The 20713-nt window shown below is 60.6% G+C and carries 18 protein-coding genes; 10 read left to right on the forward strand and 8 right to left on the reverse strand.

Annotated elements, in window-relative coordinates:
* Nucleotides 1–100 precede the first annotated feature (100 nt).
* The 5 genes from TRM7615_RS06965 to TRM7615_RS06985 all read left to right on the forward strand — a co-directional run bounded on the left by TRM7615_RS06965 (nucleotide 101) and on the right by TRM7615_RS06985 (nucleotide 4632).
* Complete coding sequence (locus tag TRM7615_RS06965) at nucleotides 101–979, forward strand: RNA polymerase factor sigma-32 (RefSeq protein ID WP_108786183.1); 879 nt, start codon at nucleotides 101–103, stop codon at nucleotides 977–979.
* Nucleotides 976–1809: a ChaN family lipoprotein gene (locus tag TRM7615_RS06970; RefSeq protein ID WP_108786184.1), complete on the forward strand. Its 834-nt coding sequence runs from the start codon at nucleotides 976–978 to the stop codon at nucleotides 1807–1809. The genes TRM7615_RS06965 and TRM7615_RS06970 overlap by 4 nt, the downstream gene beginning before the upstream one ends.
* Before the next feature lie 91 nt (nucleotides 1810–1900).
* The gene (coaBC, locus tag TRM7615_RS06975; RefSeq protein WP_108786185.1) at nucleotides 1901–3097 is read left to right on the forward strand and encodes a bifunctional phosphopantothenoylcysteine decarboxylase/phosphopantothenate--cysteine ligase CoaBC; all 1197 of its coding nucleotides are present in this window, start codon (nucleotides 1901–1903) and stop codon (nucleotides 3095–3097) included.
* A gap of 30 nt (nucleotides 3098–3127) precedes the next feature.
* Nucleotides 3128–3583 carry a dUTP diphosphatase gene (gene dut / locus TRM7615_RS06980; RefSeq protein WP_108786481.1) on the forward strand — a complete coding sequence of 152 codons (456 nt, stop codon included), beginning with the start codon at nucleotides 3128–3130 and terminating at the stop codon, nucleotides 3581–3583.
* A complete protein-coding gene (locus tag TRM7615_RS06985) occupies nucleotides 3583–4632 on the forward strand; it encodes a HesA/MoeB/ThiF family protein (RefSeq protein ID WP_108786186.1) in 1050 nt (349 codons plus the stop codon). Before dut ends, TRM7615_RS06985 begins: the two co-directional genes overlap by 1 nt.
* 92 nt (nucleotides 4633–4724) lie before the next feature.
* On the opposite strand, the gene TRM7615_RS06990 is transcribed toward TRM7615_RS06985, so the two are convergent.
* Nucleotides 4725–5939 (reverse strand): trans-sulfuration enzyme family protein, encoded by a 1215-nt coding sequence (locus TRM7615_RS06990; RefSeq protein WP_108786187.1) that lies wholly within the window; start codon nucleotides 5937–5939, stop codon nucleotides 4725–4727.
* Between the two features lie 141 nt (nucleotides 5940–6080).
* Here TRM7615_RS06990 and TRM7615_RS06995 point away from each other — a divergent pair, with 141 nt between their 5' ends.
* Entirely contained in the window at nucleotides 6081–8096 is a 2016-nt protein-coding gene (locus TRM7615_RS06995; protein ID WP_108786188.1) for a M3 family metallopeptidase, read from the forward strand.
* Nucleotides 8097–8236: 140 nt separating this feature from the next.
* Here the strand turns inward: TRM7615_RS06995 and TRM7615_RS07000 are convergent, their stop codons facing one another.
* From TRM7615_RS07000 to TRM7615_RS07025, 6 genes are all read right to left on the reverse strand, one after another.
* A complete protein-coding gene (locus tag TRM7615_RS07000; protein WP_108786189.1) occupies nucleotides 8237–9169 on the reverse strand; it encodes a 2-hydroxyacid dehydrogenase in 933 nt (310 codons plus the stop codon).
* 4 nt (nucleotides 9170–9173) lie between these two features.
* Nucleotides 9174–10322, reverse strand: a complete 1149-nt coding sequence (gene rodA / locus TRM7615_RS07005; protein ID WP_108786190.1) for a rod shape-determining protein RodA — start codon at nucleotides 10320–10322, stop codon at nucleotides 9174–9176.
* Entirely contained in the window at nucleotides 10319–12265 is a 1947-nt protein-coding gene (mrdA, locus tag TRM7615_RS07010) for a penicillin-binding protein 2 (protein WP_108786191.1), read from the reverse strand. Before mrdA ends, rodA begins: the two co-directional genes overlap by 4 nt.
* On the reverse strand, nucleotides 12262–12801 hold the full coding sequence (locus TRM7615_RS07015; protein WP_108786192.1) for a rod shape-determining protein MreD: 540 nt from the start codon (nucleotides 12799–12801) through the stop codon (nucleotides 12262–12264). The genes mrdA and TRM7615_RS07015 overlap by 4 nt, the downstream gene beginning before the upstream one ends.
* A complete protein-coding gene (mreC, locus tag TRM7615_RS07020; protein ID WP_108786193.1) occupies nucleotides 12794–13708 on the reverse strand; it encodes a rod shape-determining protein MreC in 915 nt (304 codons plus the stop codon). The genes TRM7615_RS07015 and mreC overlap by 8 nt, the downstream gene beginning before the upstream one ends.
* Before the next feature lie 75 nt (nucleotides 13709–13783).
* On the reverse strand, nucleotides 13784–14830 hold the full coding sequence (locus TRM7615_RS07025; protein ID WP_085797465.1) for a rod shape-determining protein: 1047 nt from the start codon (nucleotides 14828–14830) through the stop codon (nucleotides 13784–13786).
* Nucleotides 14831–15156: 326 nt separating this feature from the next.
* On the opposite strand from TRM7615_RS07025, the gene TRM7615_RS07030 reads away from it, so the two are divergent.
* Entirely contained in the window at nucleotides 15157–16053 is an 897-nt protein-coding gene (locus TRM7615_RS07030) for a sterol desaturase family protein (RefSeq protein WP_108786194.1), read from the forward strand.
* A gap of 18 nt (nucleotides 16054–16071) precedes the next feature.
* Complete coding sequence (locus TRM7615_RS07035; protein WP_108786195.1) at nucleotides 16072–16566, forward strand: DUF2141 domain-containing protein; 495 nt, start codon at nucleotides 16072–16074, stop codon at nucleotides 16564–16566.
* A 68-nt stretch (nucleotides 16567–16634) separates the two neighbouring features.
* Here the strand turns inward: TRM7615_RS07035 and TRM7615_RS07040 are convergent, their stop codons facing one another.
* The gene (locus TRM7615_RS07040) at nucleotides 16635–18209 is read right to left on the reverse strand and encodes a 2-isopropylmalate synthase (protein WP_108786196.1); all 1575 of its coding nucleotides are present in this window, start codon (nucleotides 18207–18209) and stop codon (nucleotides 16635–16637) included.
* Nucleotides 18210–18513: 304 nt separating this feature from the next.
* Between TRM7615_RS07040 and TRM7615_RS07045 the strand changes: the two genes are divergently transcribed.
* Nucleotides 18514–19179, forward strand: coding sequence for an SDR family NAD(P)-dependent oxidoreductase (locus TRM7615_RS07045; protein ID WP_108786197.1), 666 nt, complete (start codon nucleotides 18514–18516; stop codon nucleotides 19177–19179).
* Nucleotides 19173–20702, forward strand: coding sequence for a cryptochrome/photolyase family protein (locus TRM7615_RS07050; RefSeq protein WP_108786198.1), 1530 nt, complete (start codon nucleotides 19173–19175; stop codon nucleotides 20700–20702). Before TRM7615_RS07045 ends, TRM7615_RS07050 begins: the two co-directional genes overlap by 7 nt.
* The last annotated feature ends 11 nt before the right edge of the window (nucleotides 20703–20713 follow it).

Here is a 20713-nt window from a genome sequence, read left to right on the forward strand (position 1 = left end):
TATTACCTTATTTTTGATCCGCCTGACGTTTCCCTGCGTATCCACTGTGAACGCGCAAAACAAGCCACGGCAGGCGTGCCGGACATTTGGGGAGAGATGTATGGCCTTGGACAATGTACGTGACACCTCGATGTCGCGCAAAGCGATGAAGGCAGAGCTGCTGGATGCCGAAACCGAACGGGCACTGGCCTATGCGTGGCGGGACCACCGCGACGAAGAGGCGCTGCACCGATTGATTAACGCATACATGCGGTTAGCTATTTCGATGGCGGCCAAGTTCAAGCGCTATGGCGCGCCGATGAATGATTTGATCCAAGAGGCTGGATTGGGCTTGATGAAGGCCGCAGACAAGTTCGACCCTGACAGGGGCGTGCGCTTTTCGACCTATGCCGTCTGGTGGATCAAGGCGAGTATCCAAGACTATGTGATGCGCAATTGGTCGATGGTGCGTACCGGCTCAACCTCGTCTCAGAAATCACTGTTCTTCAACATGCGCCGGGTTCAAGCCAAGTTCGAGCGAGAAGCTGCCAGCGAAGGCGCCGCCTTGGACCGGCATCAGCTTCATGAGATGATTGCTTTAGAGATTGGGGTGCCCCTCAGAGACGTCGAGATGATGCATGGTCGTTTGGCCGGGTCTGACTTTTCGCTTAACGCCGTGCAATCAGCGGACGAAGATGGGCGCGAATGGATCGACGCGCTCGAGGATGAAAGCGAACAGGCGGCCGAGCATGTCGAGAATGCCCACGACACGGCGCAGCTGCGTGAATGGCTGCTCAAGGCGATGACTGCGCTGAACCCCCGCGAACAGTTCATCATCCGCGAGCGAAAACTGCGCGATACGCCCCGCACGTTGGAAAGCTTGGGACAGGAACTCAGCCTTTCCAAAGAACGGGTTCGGCAGCTTGAAGCCGCCGCTTTTGCCAAGATGCGCAAAAGCCTTGAAGCTGAATCGCACGAGGTGCAACACTTCCTCGCATGAGACATGCTGCGATTCTGATTTGCGCCTGTGTTGCGTTTGTGGCCGCCCCGATCCGGGCGGCCTTGGCGTCTGAGCTGGTGCCCGACGAGATTATGCTGAAGATGGCGGGCGCCGATGTGGTGATCGTCGGCGAGGTGCACGACAATCCGGTACATCACCGCGTTCAGCGCGACGTTGTGGCCGCGCTGGAACCCCGCGCCATGGTGTGGGAAATGCTGACGGCAGAGGGTGCGAATAGGATCAATCGCAAGCTCATTTCTGACCCGGAAAAACTTGCCGCCGCTATCCGTTGGGCCGAATTGGGGTGGCCACCTCTGTCCATGTACCTCCCGATCTTCAATGCAGCGCCCGACGCCCCCATCTATGGCGCCCTTGTTCCGCGTGAGGCGGCGATGGGGGCGATGGATGCGGGCCCAGCCGTGGCGCTTGGCGCAGATGCAGCGCGCTATGGGTTGACCGTTCCCCTCCCAGAGGAGGAAAAGGCCGCGCGCGAAGCGGGACAGATGGCGGCCCACTGCGACGCTCTTCCTGCTGAGATGGCGCCGGTTTTGGTTCAAATCCAACGCCTGCGGGATGCGGTGCTGACCCGCGCCATCCTGACGGCGATAGAGGACACCGGCGGACCGGTTGTTGTGATCACGGGAAACGGCCATGCACGCAAGGATTGGGGCATTCCCAGCTTCTTGGCCCGCATGCAGCCGGGTTTGCGCGTTTTTGTGTTGGGGCAATCCGAAGGGGGCGCGATCCAGGGGACTTTTGACGCCGTTCTGGATGCTCCTGCAGTCGAACGCGATGATCCCTGTGGGGTGTTTCACAAAGCTGCTGATTGAGGGCCGCGAAAATCGGCTGGTGGTTGTGGCGGGCTTTGCCTAAGGTCTGCCGGGCTGAATACGGGGCATCCGAAACGGGAAGGGGGCAGCCATGCTGGCATCCAAGCGCATACTTCTGATCATCGGAGGCGGGATTGCGGCTTATAAATCCCTCGACCTGATCCGCCGCCTGCGCGAACGCGGCGCCGAGGTGACGGCGGTCCTGACCAAGGCGGCCGAAGAGTTTGTAACCCCCCTGTCTGTATCGGCCCTTGCCGGAACCAAGGTTTACCGCGATCTCTTTGATCTGACGGACGAGGCTGAGATGGGCCACATTCAGCTGTCGCGCTCTGCCGATCTGGTGGTGGTTGCGCCAGCGACCGCTGACCTTATGGGCAAGATGGCGGGCGGTTTGGCCAATGATCTGGCCTCGACCCTGTTGATGGCCACAGACACGCCCGTTCTACTCGCCCCTGCCATGAACGTCCGCATGTGGGAGCATGCCGCAACACAGCGCAACCGAGCCACGCTTACGGCTGACGGGATCGCGTTTGTTGGTCCCAACGACGGCGACATGGCCTGCGGTGAATACGGTCCGGGCCGCATGTCGGAACCGCTTGAGATCGTGGCTGCGGTCGAGGCGCATTTTGCTCACGGTCCGTTGCAGGGCAAACGCATTTTGGTGACTTCGGGACCCACCCACGAACCCATCGACCCAGTTCGTTACATCGCCAACCGCTCGTCCGGCGCGCAAGGATCAGCCGTGGCGCGGGCGTTGGCGTCCCTTGGGGCACACGTGGTCTTTGTGACCGGACCTGCCGACGTTCCCCCGCCCGATGGGGTCGAGGTCGCGGCCGTTCAAAGCGCCCGCGAAATGGCCGACGCGGTGCAGGCTGCCTTGCCGGTGGATGCGGGCATTTTTGCCGCTGCCGTGGCCGATTGGCGCGTCTCCAGCGCCTCGGACCGTAAGCTGAAGAAAAGCAAGGATGGCCTGCCGGTGCTGGAGTTTGCCGAAAACCCCGACATCCTGAAAACCGTCTCTCGGATGGAGCAGGGCAGGCCGGGCCTGGTTGTGGGTTTTGCCGCAGAAACCAATGATGTGATCGAGAATGCCACCGCCAAGCGGTTGCGCAAGGGCTGTGACTGGATCGTGGCTAATGACGTCAGCCCGGCGACCGGCATCATGGGGGGCTCTGAAAACGCGGTCATCCTGATCTCGGACACAGGTGCCGAAGAATGGCCCCGCATGAGCAAGTCCGACGTGGCAACGCAATTGGCTGAGCGGATAGCGGCAAAGCTGGCGGGCTAACAAAAGAACATGCAAGCAGGAGGCCAGCAGATGGTAGCCATCCGGGTCATCAGAGACGAAGAAAGCGATCCGCAGATCGCATTGCCCAGCTATGAAACAGCGGGGGCGGCGGGTGCCGACGTGCGTGCCAATTTCCCGGACCGCACTGGTGTGGTTCTGGCCCCCGGTGCACGGGCGCTGATCCCCACCGGTCTGCGGCTTGAGATCCCGGCTGGGTACGAGGTCCAGGTGCGCCCGCGCTCGGGCCTTGCGCTGAAACACGGTATCACGCTGCCCAACACGCCCGGCACTATCGACAGCGACTATCGCGGTCCCCTCGGGGTGATCCTGCTGAACGCAGGCACAGAGCCGTTTGAGGTGGCGCATGGCGAGCGCATTGCGCAGCTGATCGTGGCCCCGGTTCTGCAGGCGCAGTTCGACCTTGTGGACGGTCTGAGTAACACCGATCGCGGCAGCGGCGGCTTCGGCTCGACCGGGCGCGGCTGATGCTTTTGGTTCTGGGCATGGCCGCGATGCTCTGGGGCATCGGCATGGTGATGGGTGTATCCCGACAGGCGCGGTTGACGCTCATGGGCGGATTGTTGGCGCTGGTGCTGTTGCTCCAGTTCGCACTGCCTGACGGTCACCCGGTGCGCGAGGCAACAGGGCAATCCCCGGCTCTGTGGCTGATCCTGACGGGCGCTGTCGTTCTGGTCCTCGGATACTCGCGTTTCATTCGGGCTTTGCGTGCCCGCAGTACGCCTGAGACAGCCAAGCAGACGCCCAAGCCAACAGGCAGTTTCACCGATACCGAGCTTGAACGCTATGCCCGTCACATCGTCTTGCGCGAATTGGGCGGACCAGGGCAGAAACGCCTGAAACAGGCCCGGGTACTGGTGATCGGGGCAGGCGGTCTGGGCGCGCCTGCGTTGCAATACCTCGCGGCGGTTGGTGTCGGCACCATCGGGGTGATCGACGACGACGTGGTTGAAAACGCCAACCTGCAACGGCAGGTAATCCACCGCGATGCAGACATCGGCGTGCCCAAGGTGTTCTCGGCCAAAATGGCGATGGAGGCGCAGAACCCCAACGTTACCGTGCGCCCCTACAACCGACGCCTGACAGCTGACATCGCAGCCGAGCTTTTTGCGGATTATGATCTGATCCTCGATGGCACCGACAATTTTGAAACCCGTTACCTTGCCAATGAAACTGCGGTGAAACTGGGCAAGCCCTTAATTTCGGGCGCTTTGGCCCAATGGGAAGGACAGCTGAGCGTGTTCCATCCGGCTGACACAGGCCCCTGTTATCAATGCATCTTCCCCGAAGCCCCCCCTCCGGGTTTGGCGCCATCGTGTTCCGAGGCCGGGGTGATTGGCCCGCTGCCGGGTGTGGTCGGGTCCATGATGGCGGTCGAGGCGGTCAAGCTGATCACGCAGGCAGGTGCGGTGCTCAAAGGTGAAATGCTGATCTATGACGCGCTTTATGGCGAAAGCCGCAAGATTACGCTGTCCAAACGCGCCGACTGCCCGGTGTGCGGAACAAATGTGGCGTAACGCAACCGCCGCGCGCCGCTAGGTGCGCGGCCCGGCCCAACCCCGCCAGCGGGCATCTTTGATGCCTGCGCGGGGGCGGGAGCTCCCCCGAATTACGTCAGGGCCACATCCAGATCGGCAATCAGATCCTCGGCGTCTTCCAGCCCGACCGACAGACGGAAAATCCCGTCCCCTGCATAGGCGCGATACGCGTCCAACTGGGCGCCTTCCAAGTGGAACGACGTCTCCATCAGACCCGCTGTTTCCATCCAGAAGATCAGCGACCGGTGATGACCCAGCGACACTGCATAGTGGATCACCTGCAACCGGTCGATCATCTTTTGTGCGATCCTCTGGCCCGCTGCCGCATCCCCCACCTGGAACGAGATCATGCCCGAGGTGTTCGACATCTGTTGTGCTGCCAACTCTGCTTGAGGGTGTGAAGCCAAACCAGGATAGATCACGCGGGTGACCGCGGGATGGCTTTCCAACCATTCCGCCACCGCCTCCGCGCCTGCCTGATGCGCCTTCATCCGCAAAGGCAGGGTCGAAGCTCCGCGGGCAATCAGCCAGGCATTGAAAGGCGACAGGATGCCTCCGTGATGGATCGACGCCTCGGCCCGCATCTTGGCGATCAGTTCTGCGCGACCCGCAACCGCCCCGCCAACCGCATCGCCATGTCCACCGATGTATTTTGTGATCGAATGCATCGTCAGATCCACGCCCAAACCAGCGGTGTCCATGCCCAAAGGCGAGGCAAAGGTCGCATCGCAGCTGTGCAAGGCACCCGCCTCCTTCGCCAACTTCGACACTGCCGACAGATCCGTCAGCCGCCCGATTGGGTTCACCGGAGTTTCCGTGTGGATGAGCCGGGTATTGGACCGGATTGCCGCTGCAACCGCCTCCAGATCCGACATGTTGACCGTGCTAACCTCGATCCCCAGGCGGGGCAGGGTCTCGCGTGCCAATTCCGCCACCCCGGCATATGACACGTCCGAGACCACCACATGATCACCCGCCGACAGAAAGGTCAGAAATATCGCCGCCGCCGCCGCCATGCCGGACGCCGTGCACAAACAGGCCTCGGTCCCCTGCATCGCCGCGATCTTCTTTTCCAGCATCGCCACGGTCGGATTGTCCCACCGGGCGTACAAAAATCCCTCGGGACCGCTTTCCAGATCATGCGCGGAAAACCCGGCCACCTGGTCGGTGACAAAGGTCGATGACATATGCAGCGGCGGGGCCGAGGCGCCTGTCGCAGGATCTGGCCCTTCACCTGCATGAATGGCTTGCGTCATGAGCCCCAGGGGGCGGTTTCGTTGTGTCATGATCTTCTCCCGTGTTTCGGCTCACAGTGGGCGGGCAAGGCCCGCCGGGCAAGAAGCTTCCCGACAGAGTTTGCCAAATCGCGACAGGCCCTCTGGACCATTGGCATGGTCGATCCTAGCTTGAGCGCAAAGGAGACTCCCATGACCAACCCGATCCTTGCCGCGTGGCAAACCTCTTTTGAAATCGCCCCGTTCGACGCCATCAGCGATGATGATTTTGCCCCGGCTCTGGATACGGCGCTTACGGCTCATCTCGAGCAGATCGAGGCCATTGCCGACAACACCGAAACACCTGATTTCGACAATACCATCGGCGCGATGGAGGCGGCGGGCGAGGCGCTCGACAAGGTGCTTTCGGTGTTCTTCACCGTTGCGGGCGCCGACAGCAACCCCAAGCGCGAAGAGTTGCAGCGGGATTTCTCGCCAAAGCTGGCGGCGCATTTCTCGGCGATTTCGTCGAATAAGGCGCTGTTCCGCCGGGTGGCGGATCTCTGGGCGCGCAAAGATGAGCTAACCCTGACACCAGAACAGTCCCGTGTCCTGATGCTGACCCACCGCGGCTTTGTCCGCGCCGGTGCCGCGCTCGAGGGCGAAGACGACACCCGCATGCAGGATATCAAGGCTCGGTTGGCCACTCTTGGCACATCATTCACCCAGAACCTGCTGGCGGACGAGCGAGAGTGGTTCATGGAGCTGTCCGATAGTGATCTTGAGGGTCTGCCCGACTTCGTCGTGGGTGCCGCTCGCGCCGCTGGGGCCGAGAAGGATGTCGACGGCCCTGTTGTGACCCTGTCGCGTTCGATCATCGTGCCGTTCCTGCAATTCTCGCCACGCCGCGATCTGCGCGAGTTGGCCTACAAGGCCTGGGCTGCGCGCGGCGCCAACGGTGGCGAGACTGACAACCGCGAGATCGCGGCCGAAACCCTGAAACTGCGTGAGGAACGCGCGCAGCTTTTGGGCTATGACAATTTCGCCGCCTACAAGCTGGAAACCGAAATGGCGCGCACGCCCGAACGGGTGCGCGAGTTGTTGATGCAGGTCTGGGAACCCGCCAGGGCACAGGCGGGTGCGGACGCGGAAACCATGACCCAGATGATGCAGGCTGACGGCATAAACGGCCCGCTCGAAGCTTGGGATTGGCGTTACTACGCGGAAAAACGCCGCAAGGCCGAACACGATCTGGATGAGGCCGAGCTCAAGCCCTATCTGCAGCTCGATCGCATGATCGAGGCGTCTTTTGCTTGCGCAAACCGCCTGTTTGGCTTGGACTTTGCCCCACTCGACATCCCGCTCTATCACGAAGACTGCCGCGCATGGGAGGTCACCCGAAATGGCAAGCATGTCGCGGTATTTATTGGTGACTACTTCGCCCGCGGTTCCAAACGCTCTGGCGCCTGGTGCAGCGCCATGCGCGCGCAGGCCAAGTTCCCGAAAGAGCAGGCCCCCATCGTAATCAACGTCTGCAACTTTGCCAAAGGCGATCCGGCGCTCTTGTCCTATGACGATGCCCGTACATTGTTTCACGAGTTCGGCCACGCTCTGCACCAGATGCTGTCGAATGTGACCTATGAGAGCATTTCGGGCACCTCTGTCGCGCGGGATTTTGTCGAGCTCCCCAGCCAGCTCTATGAACACTGGCTCGAGGTGCCCGAGGTTTTGGCCGAGTTTGCCACACACGCTGAAACTGGCGCACCGATGCCGCAAGAGATGTTGGACAAGGTGCTCAAGGCTGCGAACTTTGATATGGGGTTCCAGACGGTGGAATATGTGGCGTCGGCCTTGGTGGATCTGGAGTTCCACGATGGCGCAGCCCCCGCTGACCCGATGGTAAAACAGGCCGAGGTTCTGGAACAGATCGGCATGCCCCAGGCCATCGGCATGCGCCACGCAACGCCACAATTTGCCCATGTCTTTGCGGGCGACGGCTACAGCTCGGCCTATTACAGCTACATGTGGTCCGAAGTGATGGATGCGGATGCCTTCGCCGCCTTTGAAGAGGCAGGGGGCGCGTTCGACGCGGAGCGGGCCAAGGCGCTTGAGACGCATATCTTGTCCACTGGCGGCTCACGTGAGGCCGAAGAGCTCTATTTGGCGTTCCGGGGCAAATTGCCCGGGGTTGAGGCACTGCTCAAAGGACGTGGGCTCATCGCTGCCTAACTGCGCGGCCTATCGGCTTTGCGTCCTGCGGACGGCAGGGGGCCAGGCTCACACGGGCAAAGCCCGCGTGAGCCTGGCCCAACGGGAGGAGATGTCCCGCAAGGGGCATCGACGACGGGCGGGAGCACTTCCGGATACGTTCAGTATCCCAACGACCGGTCCACGACATGCAACAACGGCTCACCGTCAAGATCGCGACGGATGTTTTCCGCGATGACCTGACTGGCGGTGGAAGCGCGGGTCTCGGATGCGATATGGGGCGTCACAGTCACTTTAGGATGCGCCCAATAGGGGTGTTCAGCGGGCAGGGGTTCGATGCGGAACACATCCAGAGTCGCATGGGCGATCTGGCCGCTGTCCAAGGCTGCGAGCAGGGCGTCGTCGTCGATGAGCGGCCCCCGGCCCGGGTTGATGATGCAGGCGCCACGTGGCATCAGCGCCAGTGTTTCCGCGTTCAACGTATTCTCTGTTGCGGGCGTGTTCGGCAGCAAAAGTACCACGATTTCTGCCTCGGACAGAGCCGCGCGCAATCCCTCCGGTCCGTTTTCACAGCGGACGCTGTCGATCTCTTTGGCGGACCGGCTCCACCCGGTGACATCGAACCCCAACCCGGCCAGGGCCTGCGCCACGGCAGCCCCCAAGGCGCCCAGGCCCAGAACGGTGACCTTGCGATCCTGCGCAAGTGGCGGAGCTTCATTGCGCCAAAGTCCATCCTGGCCGTGAATGTGCCCGTCGATCCCAAGATGATAACGCAGCGTGTGCCCCATCACCCATTCGATCATGCCCTGCGTCAGCCCGTGATCCACCATTCGGGTCAGCGGCACTTTGAGCGTCTCGTTGCCCACGACATCCTCAACCCCGGCCCACAGGTTCAAAACCGCGCGCAGCCGGGTGTAGGGGGTGAAATCCTGCACTTCGCTGTTGGGTGCATAGACGATGTAATCCACCTCCTCTGGCGCAAACTCGGTACGCAGATCAAAGTTGACCTCCGTGTCCGTCAAGGATTTGGCCAAAGGCTGCTCATAGGTCGTCCAGCGTTCCGCCTTGGCGGCGAACAGGATGTTTGTGGTCATGTTGTCAGGATCCCAGGCGAGGTCGGTGAATATGGGCACTTTGCACCAGGCCAAAGGCCACCATCAGTACCAGCATGGCAGACCCGCCATAGCTGACCATCGGCAACGGCACGCCCACAACCGGCGCCAACCCCATGACCATCGACATGTTCACGGCAAAGAATAGGAAGAAGTTGATGGAAATGCCGAGTGTCACCAGGGACGAGAACCGGTCTTTGGTGGCAAGCGCCGTGACGATGCAAAAAAGGATGATCAGGCTGTAGAGGCCAAGCAGGGAAAACCCACCGACAAAGCCGAATTCTTCGGCCAGTGTTGTAAAGATGAAGTCGGTGTGCTTTTCGGGCAGAAAGTTCAGCCGCGACTGCGTGCCTTGCATGAAGCCACGCCCTGTCCAGCCGCCAGAGCCAAGCGCGATCTTGGATTGCGTGATGTGATAACCCGCGCCAAGCGGGTCCGAAGACGGGTCGAGAAACGTGTCAATCCGACGGTATTGATAGTTCTGGAGCAACTGCCAGTCGGTCCCACGGCTCTGGAACACGGCGGTGACCAGGCCAACGCCCGCCGCGATGACCGCCGCGAAATAGGCCCAATGCACGCCTGCCAGAAACATTAACCCGCCGCCGGCGGTCATCAGAAGGATCGAGGTGCCCAGATCCGGTTGCCGCAGCACCAAAAAGGTAGGGAACAGGATCATCACCACAGGCACCAGAACCCAGAACGGGCGCGAGGTCTTGTTGCCGGGCAGCCAGTCGTAATACGCCGCCAACAGCATTACCAAGGTGATCTTCATCAGCTCGGATGGCTGCAGTCGCATGAAGCCGATATCGATCCAGCGCTGCGCACCCATGCCGACGATTCCGAAAAATTCGACTGAAATCAATAGGATGATCGAGATCAGGTAAGCCACCACGGCCATATTGCGCCAAAACCAGATCGGCACCATGGCCACAAACATCATCACGGCCAATCCAAGCGCAAACCGCTTCATCTGCGGCTCGGCCCAGGGGGAGAACGACCCACCTGCCACTGAATAAAGCATCAGGAACCCGACGCCTGCCACGCTGATCAGCAGTACGGTCAGGGCCCAGTTCATGTAGAACACCTTGCGCAGACCGGTAGGCGTGGATTTGACCGTATACTCGAGATAGCTCATGCGCGGTCCTTTCCGTCGGTCCGGGCGCGGGGACGGCGTTCGCGTTTCATGCGCTCCTGCTGGGCTTCGATGCGGCCACGATCCTTGCGAGGATACGCCTCGAGTGGGGGCGTGCCGCCAAAGAGCGCTTGCAACATGATGTCCCGCGCGACGGGGGCGGCTGCCTTGGACCCTCCGCCGCCGTGTTCAACCACGACCGAGACGGCGTATTTTGGGTTGTCGTAGGGTGCAAAGCAAACAAACAGCGCGTGGTCACGGCGCTCCCACGGCAGGTCTGCGTTGCGAATCACGCCGGCTGCGCGCTCGGCGGCAGTGATGTTTCGGACCTGGCTGGTGCCGGTTTTGCCCGCCAAACGAAAAGCATCTTCGATGATACGGCTGCCATATGCGGTGCCGCGACGGTCGTTGCTGACCGAGAACATGGCGCGGCGCAATTTCCGCAGGTTGTTTTCGTTGACGTCGATGGTCTCACCCGCGCCCGACGTCTGTTCGACCCCGTTGATGGACTTGACCAGACGCGGCGACACGCTGCGCCCGGTGGCAAGTCGTGCAGTCATGACGGCGAGTTGCAAGGGCGAGGCCAACATGTATCCCTGACCGATTGAGGCATTGGCGGTGTCCCCCACCAGCCAATCCTGCCCATGCACGCGGGATTTCCAATCGCGATTGGGGGCCAATCCGCTGGCCACAGCAGACATTGGCAGATCGTGTCGCACACCTAGGCCGAACTTCCTGGCCATCTCGGAAATCCGGTCGATCCCAACTTTCAAAGCCACATCGTAATAGTAGACGTCACAACTCCGCTTGAGCGAATTGAGCAAGTCCACATGCCCGTGACCGCCACGCTTCCAACAGTGGAATCTGCGGCTGCTGACCTCCAGATAGCCTCGGCAATAAACGGTATCATCGGGGCCGACGATCCCGGCCTCTAGAGCGGCCAAAGCGGTGATCATCTTGAAGGTCGAACCGGGCGGATAGGTGCCCTGAACCGTCTTGTTGGCCAATGGGCGATACTTGTCCTCGGTCAAGGCGCGATAGTCCGCGACCGAGATACCGCGCACGAACAGGTTGGGGTCGAAGGTCGGCGCAGAAGAGATCGCGCGCAGATCGCCTGTTTCACAGTCGATCACCACGGCGCTGGCGCTTTCGTCGCCAAGGCGGGCCTGCACGTATTCCTGCAATTCGGCGTCGACGGACAGTTGCAGGTCGGCGCCTTGTTGACCCTCGCGGCGGTCCAGCTCGCGCATGACGCGGCCGGTGGCGTTCACCTCGACCCGCTTGGCGCCGGCCTTGCCTCGCAGCTGTCGTTCGCGCTTGGCTTCGACGCCAACCTTGCCTATCTGAAAACGCGGGATGCGCAGCACCGGTTCGGGGTCTTCGATCTGGCTTAGGTCGTAATCACTGACTGGTCCGACATAGCCCAGGACATGCGCGAAATCAGGACCTTGCGGGTAGACGCGCGTCAGGCCGACCTCGGGCGTGATACCCGGCAGGGCCGGGGCGTTGACCGCGACCTTGGAGATATCGTCCCATGTTACACGTTCGGCCAAGGTGACGGGCAGGAATGGCGGCGAGCGGCGCATTTCGGCGCGGGCGCGTTCAACCTCTTCAGGGTCTAGTGCCACCAGCTTGGACAGATCGCTGATCACCTTGTCCACGTCACCCGCATCCTCGCGCACGATGATAATGCGGTAGAGCGGTATGTTCTGGCCCAGGATCGCGCCGTTGCGGTCAAAGACCTCGCCCCGTGTGGGCGGGATCAGGCGGATGTTGACGCGGTTTTCCTCCGCCAGCAGACGGAACTGATCAGCCTGATCGACTTGCATATACCGCATACGCATGGCCAGCCCGCCGATGAACGCGGCCTGCATCCCTCCAAGCAGCAAGGCCCTGCGAGAGAGCTTACGGTGCGTACCTTCCACATCGCGAGGGGGGCGTTTCATGAGCGACCTCCCAAGATGTCCACATCGGCCGGCGTCAGCTTGCGAACGCCAAGAAGGTTCTGACTGATGAAGGCGACCAGCGGGTAGATCGCAATTGTCAGAACAAGCTGGATCAGCACCAGCCAAAGGGGCGCCTGTTCAACGGCTGTCAGGCCCAGGATCATGCGGTTCAGCACCATGATCGACACCAGGACCAATCCGACCGAGGCCCATTCGCCAAGGAAACTAGCGTCGCTTAAACCTGCAGACCAGTTGCGCAGATAGGCAACCCCAGCCACGACCAAAGCCGATAGCAGCCCCGGCGGACGCTGCAGCATGAAGTCCATGACCAGCATAACACCGGCGATCAGCAGGACCGGTACATAGTCCGGGCGTCTGAGCGTCCAGGCAAAGGTGAAGGCGATCAGCAGGTCGGGTGGGGCCCACCGACTGGGAAGGGTGTTCAGGGGCAACAGGTGAAAGAACAGGATGACCAACGCCAGGCCCAAATACACCAGGCGCATGGTCCAGATGCGAGAGGTCGACAGGTTATCCATCAACGACCTCCTCATCCTCGACCACTTGGGCGGCGCCGTTGTCAACCGGATCTGTGGTCACGATGTTCCCGGGCGTGTCGATCTGTTCATTTCCCAAGTGCCTGATTACACGTAGGAATTCCAGCCGCTCATAGTCGGCTGACAGACGCACTCGCAACCGGCCTGACGGGTCCTGGGCGATTTGCCCGATCAAGAGGCCTGCCGGAAATACGCCGCCATCGCCCGAGGTGATCACGCGGTCACCGGCCCGCACCAGTTCGCGGTTTTCCAGAAAATCCAGCACGGGCGCGGCGGTGTTGTCGCCCGCAATCAGCGCGGTCTGGCCCGAGGGTTGAATCGTCGCTGGAATCGAGCTGGCCGCATCGGTCAGCAGGATGACGCGCGCCGTGTTTTGACCCACGCCTGAAATTCTGCCTACAAGTCCGATGCCGTCCATTGCAGCCCAGCCATCAACGATGCCGTCGCGGGCACCGACATTCAGCAGCACCGACTGCCGGAAGGGCGATCCGCTGTCGGCCATCACGACACCGGTGACATAGGTCAGTTGCGGGTCAAGGCGCACGTTATTGAGGTCCAACAGGCGGGCGTTTTCCTGTTCCAATTGCAGCGCTGCCTCTTTCCAGGCACGCATCTGGCGCAACTCACTGCGCAGTTCGCGGTTCTGCTCGCTCAGGCGCTGATAGCTTTGGAAATCGCGGAACAGGTTGATCGTGGCCGTGACAGGGACCATGGCCCATTCCATCGACGGCACGACCTTGTCGGTGACTTGAGCACGGAACCGTTCAACACGTGGGCTGTCGATTCGCCAGACCAGGAAAATACCCAGCAAACACAACAACAAAGCCCCAAGCAGCAGCCTGCGTAGTGGGGCAGTGTAGTCTTCGCGCTGTGAACGGTCCTTGGCCACGAGACTCCCTTTCGGCGCGCGTTTGGTCCTGAGTTAGGGCCGATGCACCATACCGTGCCCTAAAGGGTGCGCCCCTTAGCTGTCGTAGTCAATTGCGTGGCGCAATTGCTTTTCGTACTCCAGCGCCTTGCCGGTTCCCAGTGCCACGCAGTTCAAGCTTTCGTCAGCGATCGACACGGCCAAGCCGGTCTGCTCGCGCAGGGCAAGATCCAGATCTCCCAACAGCGCGCCACCACCGGTCAGCATGACGCCTCGGTCGACGATGTCGGCGGCCAGATCGGGCGGAGTTGTCTCCAACGCAGTCATTACCGCTTCACAGATCTGCTGTACCGGTTCGGCCAAGGCTTCGGCAACCTGGGCCTGGCTGATTTCGATTTCCTTGGGCACGCCGTTGAGCAGGTCGCGGCCGCGGATGTGCATCGACTGACCGCGCCCGTCGTCGGGCATGCGCGCAGTGCCGATGGATGTCTTGATCCGTTCCGCCGTGGCTTCGCCCACGAACAGGTTCTGCTGGCGGCGCAGGTAGCTGATGATCGCCTCATCCATGCGGTCACCACCAACGCGGACCGAGCGGGCGTAAACGATGTCACCCAGCGACAGAACAGCCACCTCGGTGGTGCCGCCGCCGATGTCGACAACCATATTGCCGGTCGGGTCGGTGATTGGCATGCCGGCCCCAATGGCCGCAGCGATAGGTTCCGAGATCAGGCCCGCGCGACGCGCACCCGCCGAAAGAACCGACTGACGGATCGCGCGTTTTTCGACTGGCGTCGCACCGTGGGGGACGCAGACGATGATTTTCGGCTTCGAGAAAGTCGAGCGCTTGTGCACCTTGCGGATGAAGTGCTTGATCATCTCTTCGGCGGTGTCAAAGTCCGCGATCACACCTTCGCGCATGGGGCGAATCGCCTCGATGCTGCCCGGTGTCCGGCCCAGCATCAGCTTGGCGTCTTCGCCTACGGCCAGCACCTTTTTCACGCCATCCTTGACGTGATAGGCCACCACCGACGGTTCCGACAGGATGACACCGCGCCCTTTGACATAGACCAGTGTGTTTGCAGTGCCGAGGTCAATCGCCATGTCCGATGTGAACAAGCCGCCGAGATTTCCAAACACTGACATATACGTGTGATCCTGCTGAGAGCTGCCGATTGGACCCGCGACTCTGACAGTGCGGGACGTTGGTCTTATAGGCGTCCCAAGGTGAGGGTGAAAGTCCAGAATGAACGGAAACAGCGCGTTTCCGCCAATTCCGAGCGTGTTTCGTCACGTTGCCTGCAATTTGTGAAAAACCTGACCCACGAACTGAGTCTGCGGGCGCCCTCCGAAAAGGTGATTGGGTGGTTTTTATTTTTTTTGTTCATCTTTGCTATTGCAAATCAGGTAGCGTTCACTAACTAACCTGTCGAAAGTGACAAAAAACTCCCTCCACATGAACGAGGCACTCCATGGACTTCCTTAGCCAATATGTCAGCGACTTTCAGTTGACGCATTTGGAAACCCTGATTGATGAATGGTTCCTGGTTTTCGCGCTGGCCTTTCTGGCGTTTGAGCTGATCCGCTATGCAGTGGTCAAACGGCTGAACTGGGAAATGGTTGGTGACACAGTGACCAACTTCATTACCTTGGCGTTTTTCATCGGTATCACCTTTCTGGGCATGGCTGCGTTCTATGTCGGCGCCTATTTCTATGCCGCGCAGTTTGCGGTGTTCAATATCCCGACCACCTGGGCCTCGTTCGTGATTGCCTTGGTGCTGGCGGATTTGGCGTATTATTGGGAGCACCGGATCCTGCATCGGATCAACTTCCTGTGGGCCACACATTCGGTGCACCACAGCTCGCCCTTCTTCAACATCTCGGTGGCTTACCGCCACGGGCCGCTTGATGGTTTCTGGCCACTGTTCTTCCATCTGCCGCTGGTTCTGCTGGGCTTCAACCCGATCCTGATCCTGGTGGTCGAGCTGCTGGTGCAGCTGTACCAGACGGCACTGCACACCGAGGTGATCGGCAAGCTGTGGAAACCGGTCGAGATGATCATGAACACGCCGTCGCATCACCGTGTCCACCATGGATCTAACCCCAAATATCTGGACAAGAACTATGCTGGGATCTTCATCATCTGGGACCGCATGTTCGGCACCTTTGAAGAGGAAGAAGAAGAGGTGGTTTATGGCCTGGTGAAACCCATCGACTCCATCAATCCCTTTGTGGCCTTTTTCCACGGGTTCACGCGACTTGCGACGGATGTGTGGAACATGCCGGGGTTCATGAACAAGTTGGGCGTTTTCCTTGGCCCGCCGGGCTGGCAGCCCAAAAACCGCGAAGACACTCCGCCTGCAGAATAAGCCACAAGGACAGCACAGATGCCATCCAACGTACAACGCATCACCGCCGCCATGGCCACGGCCGCCCTGTTTGTGGGCGGCGCATGGCTCGCCGCCGGGTTTTCGGTTGAACTGCCGGACGCTTCCGTTTCGACCTCGGGCGCGACCTCGGACGCAGGCCTGACCGTTAACCTGCATGGTGCGCGCAATGACACCGGCAACCTGATCGTCATGGTATTTGATCGGGCCGAGCCTTTTGCCAACATGGATTACCAGAACGCGGTCGGCTATCTGGAGGTGCCTGCCAGCACCTATCCACAGCGGTTGGATTTTCCGGATCTCAACAACAACTACTACGCCATCGTCGCCATCCATGATGATAACGGTGACTATGATTTGAACTATGACCAGACCTATTTGCCGACCGAAGGTTATGCGATTTCGGGGTCAAATGACCTCTACAGCGATCCGGTGTTCGAATACTCGTTGGTCGAACCAGGCAAGGTCGACCTGACGTTCTACTACTGGCAGTAAGTCAACCTGCAATGAGAAAGGGCGGCCCAAGCGGGCCGCCCTTTTTTTGTTTGCCTGGTCGTCCCGCCTCAGGTCACGTCCTTGTACGAGATTTCGCGGGCATCCACGCCCGGGCCGGATTTTTCGCGGCGCACGATTAGACGGTTGAGCGCGTTGATGTAGGCGCGGGCGCTCGCGACCACGGTATCTGTGTTGGCGGATTCGCCCGTAGCGATCACGCCATCTTCCTCCAGGCGCACGGTCACGGTGGCCTGCGCGTCGGTGCCCGCCGTCACGGCGTGTACCTGATAAAGCTGCAGGCGCGCCGTGTTGGGATAGAGGGTGCGAACGGCCTTGAAAGAAGCGTCAACCGGGCCGTCGCCATGCTCGGTTGCACTGACGTCCTTGCCGTCGATCTCCATCTCGACGGTAGATTCCGCCGGACCACCAGTGCCGCAGACCACTTTCATGGACACCAGTTGCAAGTGATCGTTTTCCGCATCCTCGCCCGAGCGCATCAGCGCGACGACATCGTCGTCAAACACTTCTTTCTTGCGGTCGGCCAGTTCCTTGAAGCGGACAAAAATGTCCTTGAGCTGGTTGTCGCCCACCTCGAACCCAAGCGTTTCCAGCTTGTCGCGCAGCGCAGCCCGGCCCGAGTGTTTGCCAAGCGGCAGCGAAGTGCCCGCGAGACCCACATCCTCGGGGCGCATGATTTCGAACGTTTCCTTGTTCTTGAGCATGCCGTCCTGGTGGATGCCGGATTCATGCGCGAAGGCGTTCTTGCCGACGATGGCTTTGTTGAACTGCACCGGAAAGCCCGAGACGGTCGCGACGCGGCGCGAGATATGCATGAGCTTTTTTGTGTCGATACCCGTGTGCCAGGGCATGATGTCATTGCGCACTTTCAGGGCCATCACGACCTCTTCCAGCGCAGTGTTGCCCGCGCGTTCGCCCAGACCGTTGATGGTGCATTCGATCTGACGTGCACCACCTGCAACAGCGGCCAGCGAATTCGCGGTCGCCATGCCGAGGTCGTTGTGACAGTGGGTGGCAAAGATCACCTCATCTGCGCCGGGCACGGTCTCGATCAGGTTGCGGATCAGGTCGGCACTTTCGACAGGCGCGGTGTAACCCACCGTGTCGGGGATGTTGATAGTCGTGGCGCCGGCCTTGATCGCAATCTCGACCACGCGGCAGAGGTAGTCCCATTCCGTGCGGGTGGCATCCATCGGTGACCACTGTACGTTTTCGCACAGGTTTCGCGCGTGTGTCACCGTCTCGTGGATCTTGTCGGCCATCTCGTCCATGGTCAGGTTCGGGATGGCGCGATGCAGGGGCGAAGTACCGATAAAGGTGTGAATGCGGTTCTTTTCCGCGTGTTTCACCGCCTCCCAGCAGCGGTCGATGTCGGCGAAGTTCGCGCGGGCCAGGCCGCAGATGCGGCTGTTCTTGGAATTCATCGCGATCTCGGACACGGCCTTGAAATCGCCCTCGGATGCGATGGGGAACCCCGCCTCGATGATGTCGACACCCATCTCATCCAGCAGCCCTGCAATCTCGAGCTTTTCGGAATGGGTCATGGTCGCGCCGGGGCTTTGCTCGCCGTCACGAAGCGTGGTGTCAAAGATCACGACGCGATCTTGGTCAGGAATATTGGTCATGTTGGTATCTCTCGTATCTGTCCTAAAGCCATTTGGCGCGCGGGCTACCTCCTCTGAGCGGGCGCGCCGGATGGCACGCTCAGAGGCGGATTAGGATCAGTAGGCCACGCAGCGACGCACCGCATTCAGCGGTCAGGGTCGAGTTATGTGCGCGGTTGATCATGGGGAAAGTTTATACAGTCCGATTTTGGAATGGAAAGGGTAAAATGCGTGGGCCGCGTGGGCGCGGCAAATGCTGTGCAGTTTCCGCGTTCGGACCAAGAAGAAATTTGAAGTCCCGAGATGATCCGCTAGTTCCGCCAGTATGGATAAAGCATTGATCATTGGGTCCTCTGGCGGGATCGGGTGTGCCTTCGTCGCTGGGTTGCAAGCGGATGGCGTGGCCGTCGAGGGACTATCGCGTTCGGCCGATGGGCTGGACCTGACTGATCCCGGGGCCGTCGAGCGTGTGCTGGGCGATGTCAAAGGGCCGTTTGATCTGATCCTGGTGACGTCGGGCGCTCTCGAGATTGCGGGCGCGCCGCCCGAAAAGTCAATCAAATCCGTTTCAGCGCAGGCAATGATGGATCAGTTCGCGGTGAATGCGGTTGGCCCTGCTCTGGTTCTGCGTCATGCCGCACGTCTGTTGCCGCGGGACCGGCGCGCCGTGGTGGCGGTTCTCTCGGCGCGGGTGGGATCGATCGGTGACAACCGCCTGGGCGGCTGGGTCAGCTACCGCGCGGCCAAGGCGGCGGTGAACCAGATTGTGCGCACCACAGCCATCGAACTGACCCGCACGCACAAACAGTCGATTTGCGTGTCCTTGCACCCGGGCACCGTGGCCACGGCCTTCACTCGGAAATACCTGGGCCGTCATACTGCGGTTCAGCCGTCCGAGGCCGCGATGAACTTGATTAACGTGATCGAGGGGCTGACGCCCGAAGACACTGGCCAGTTTTTTGACTGGGCAGGCAAGGCGGTCCCCTGGTGACGCGTCTGGTTCTGGTGCTTGGCGATCAGCTGTCGCTTGGCCTGTCGGCCTTGGCGCAGGCTGACAAGGCCGACGACGTCATTGTGATGGCCGAGGTTGCGGACGAGGCAGCTTATGTCCCCCATCACCCCAAGAAAATCGCGCTGATTTTGTCGGCTATGCGCAAGTTTGCGGCCCGGCTGGAGAGCGAAGGGTGGACCGTCGCTTACACTCGACTAGACCACCCGGACAACGCGGGCTCTATCCCTGGCGAGCTGCTACGCCGTGCTGCAGAAGTGGGCGCGTCAGAGGTTCTGGTCACCACACCAGGCGAATGGCGGCTGATAAACGTGCTGAGCGACTGCCCGCTGCAGGTGCAGTTTCTGGCGGATGACCGTTTCGTGGCCACCCGTGCCGATTTCGAAGGTTGGGCCGAGGGGCGCAAGCAGCTGCGGATGGAGTTTTTCTATCGCGAGATGCGGCGTAAGACCGGGTTGATGATGGAGGGGGACAAACCTGCGGGTGGCAAGTGGAACTATGACGCCGAGAATCGCAAATCGCCACCCAAGGACCTGCGCCCGCCAGAGCCGCCAAAATTCGAACCGGATGCGATCACCAGCGAGGTGCTGGAGTTGGTCGAGGCTCGTTTCAGTGGTAACTTTGGCAGGCTTCGCCCGTTCTGGTTTGCCACTGACGCAGAACAGGCTGAGGCGGCGCTGGATCATTTCATCGACCACGCCTTGCCGAACTTTGGCGATTATCAGGATGCAATGCTCAGCGGTCAGCGGTTTCTTTTCCATGCGGTGATCTCTCCCTGTCTGAACATCGGGCTGCTGGACCCGCTCACCGTCTGTCAGCGGGTCCAGGCGGCATGGAAGGCGGGTCACGTGCCGATCAACGCCGCAGAAGGGTTCATTCGCCAGATCATCGGCTGGCGCGAGTTTGTGCGGGGGATCTATTTTCTGGAAGGCCCGGATTATGTGAACCGCAATGCCCTTGGCCACGACCGTGCGTTGCCAGCGCTATACTGGGGCGGCGAGACGCGAATGAACTGCCTGTCGGAGGCGGTGGAGCAGACGCGCGACGAAGCCTATGCGCACCACATCCAGCGTCTGATGGTGACCGGAAACTTCGCGCTGTTGGCAGGCATTGATCCGCATCAGGTGCATGAATGGTATCTGGCGGTCTACGCGGATGCGTTCGAATGGGTCGAGGCACCCAATACTGTGGGGATGAGTCAGTTTGCTGACGGCGGTGTAGTGGGGTCAAAGCCCTATGTCTCAAGCGGCGCCTACATCAACCGCATGTCGGATTATTGCAAGTCTTGCGCCTATTCGGTCACTGCCAAGACCGGCGAGGGGGCCTGTCCGTTCAACCTGCTGTACTGGCATTTTCTTGAGCGGCACCGGGATCGGTTCAAGGACAACCCACGCATGGGCAACATGTACCGCACTTGGGACCGCATGGATGATGGCAAGCGCGCCACCATCGTGAAGGAGGCTCAGATCTTTCTGGATCGGATGTCCGACGGCGCGCTGGTTTGACGGCTAGAACC

It is taken from the genome of Falsiruegeria mediterranea M17, assembly GCF_900302455.1.
GTDB classification, from domain to species: Bacteria; Pseudomonadota; Alphaproteobacteria; order Rhodobacterales; family Rhodobacteraceae; genus Falsiruegeria; species Falsiruegeria mediterranea.

Excerpts from the sequence above, each read along its gene's own strand:
- TRM7615_RS07025 (WP_085797465.1), bottom strand. The coding sequence starts at position 14,830 with ATGTCAGTGTTTGGAAATCTCGGCGGCTTGTTCACATCGGACATGGCG.
- mrdA (WP_108786191.1), bottom strand. The coding sequence starts at position 12,265 with ATGAAACGCCCCCCTCGCGATGTGGAAGGTACGCACCGTAAGCTCTCT.
- TRM7615_RS07000 (WP_108786189.1), bottom strand. The coding sequence starts at position 9,169 with ATGACCACAAACATCCTGTTCGCCGCCAAGGCGGAACGCTGGACGACC.
- TRM7615_RS07030 (WP_108786194.1), top strand. The coding sequence starts at position 15,157 with ATGGACTTCCTTAGCCAATATGTCAGCGACTTTCAGTTGACGCATTTG.
- TRM7615_RS06970 (WP_108786184.1), top strand. The coding sequence starts at position 976 with ATGAGACATGCTGCGATTCTGATTTGCGCCTGTGTTGCGTTTGTGGCC.
- TRM7615_RS06990 (WP_108786187.1), bottom strand. The coding sequence starts at position 5,939 with ATGACACAACGAAACCGCCCCCTGGGGCTCATGACGCAAGCCATTCAT.
- TRM7615_RS07015 (WP_108786192.1), bottom strand. The coding sequence starts at position 12,801 with ATGGATAACCTGTCGACCTCTCGCATCTGGACCATGCGCCTGGTGTAT.
- TRM7615_RS07035 (WP_108786195.1), top strand. The coding sequence starts at position 16,072 with ATGCCATCCAACGTACAACGCATCACCGCCGCCATGGCCACGGCCGCC.
- TRM7615_RS06995 (WP_108786188.1), top strand. The coding sequence starts at position 6,081 with ATGACCAACCCGATCCTTGCCGCGTGGCAAACCTCTTTTGAAATCGCC.
- TRM7615_RS07040 (WP_108786196.1), bottom strand. The coding sequence starts at position 18,209 with ATGACCAATATTCCTGACCAAGATCGCGTCGTGATCTTTGACACCACG.
- TRM7615_RS06985 (WP_108786186.1), top strand. The coding sequence starts at position 3,583 with ATGCTTTTGGTTCTGGGCATGGCCGCGATGCTCTGGGGCATCGGCATG.
- TRM7615_RS07045 (WP_108786197.1), top strand. The coding sequence starts at position 18,514 with ATGGATAAAGCATTGATCATTGGGTCCTCTGGCGGGATCGGGTGTGCC.
- dut (WP_108786481.1), top strand. The coding sequence starts at position 3,128 with ATGGTAGCCATCCGGGTCATCAGAGACGAAGAAAGCGATCCGCAGATC.
- coaBC (WP_108786185.1), top strand. The coding sequence starts at position 1,901 with ATGCTGGCATCCAAGCGCATACTTCTGATCATCGGAGGCGGGATTGCG.
- TRM7615_RS06965 (WP_108786183.1), top strand. The coding sequence starts at position 101 with ATGGCCTTGGACAATGTACGTGACACCTCGATGTCGCGCAAAGCGATG.
- rodA (WP_108786190.1), bottom strand. The coding sequence starts at position 10,322 with ATGAGCTATCTCGAGTATACGGTCAAATCCACGCCTACCGGTCTGCGC.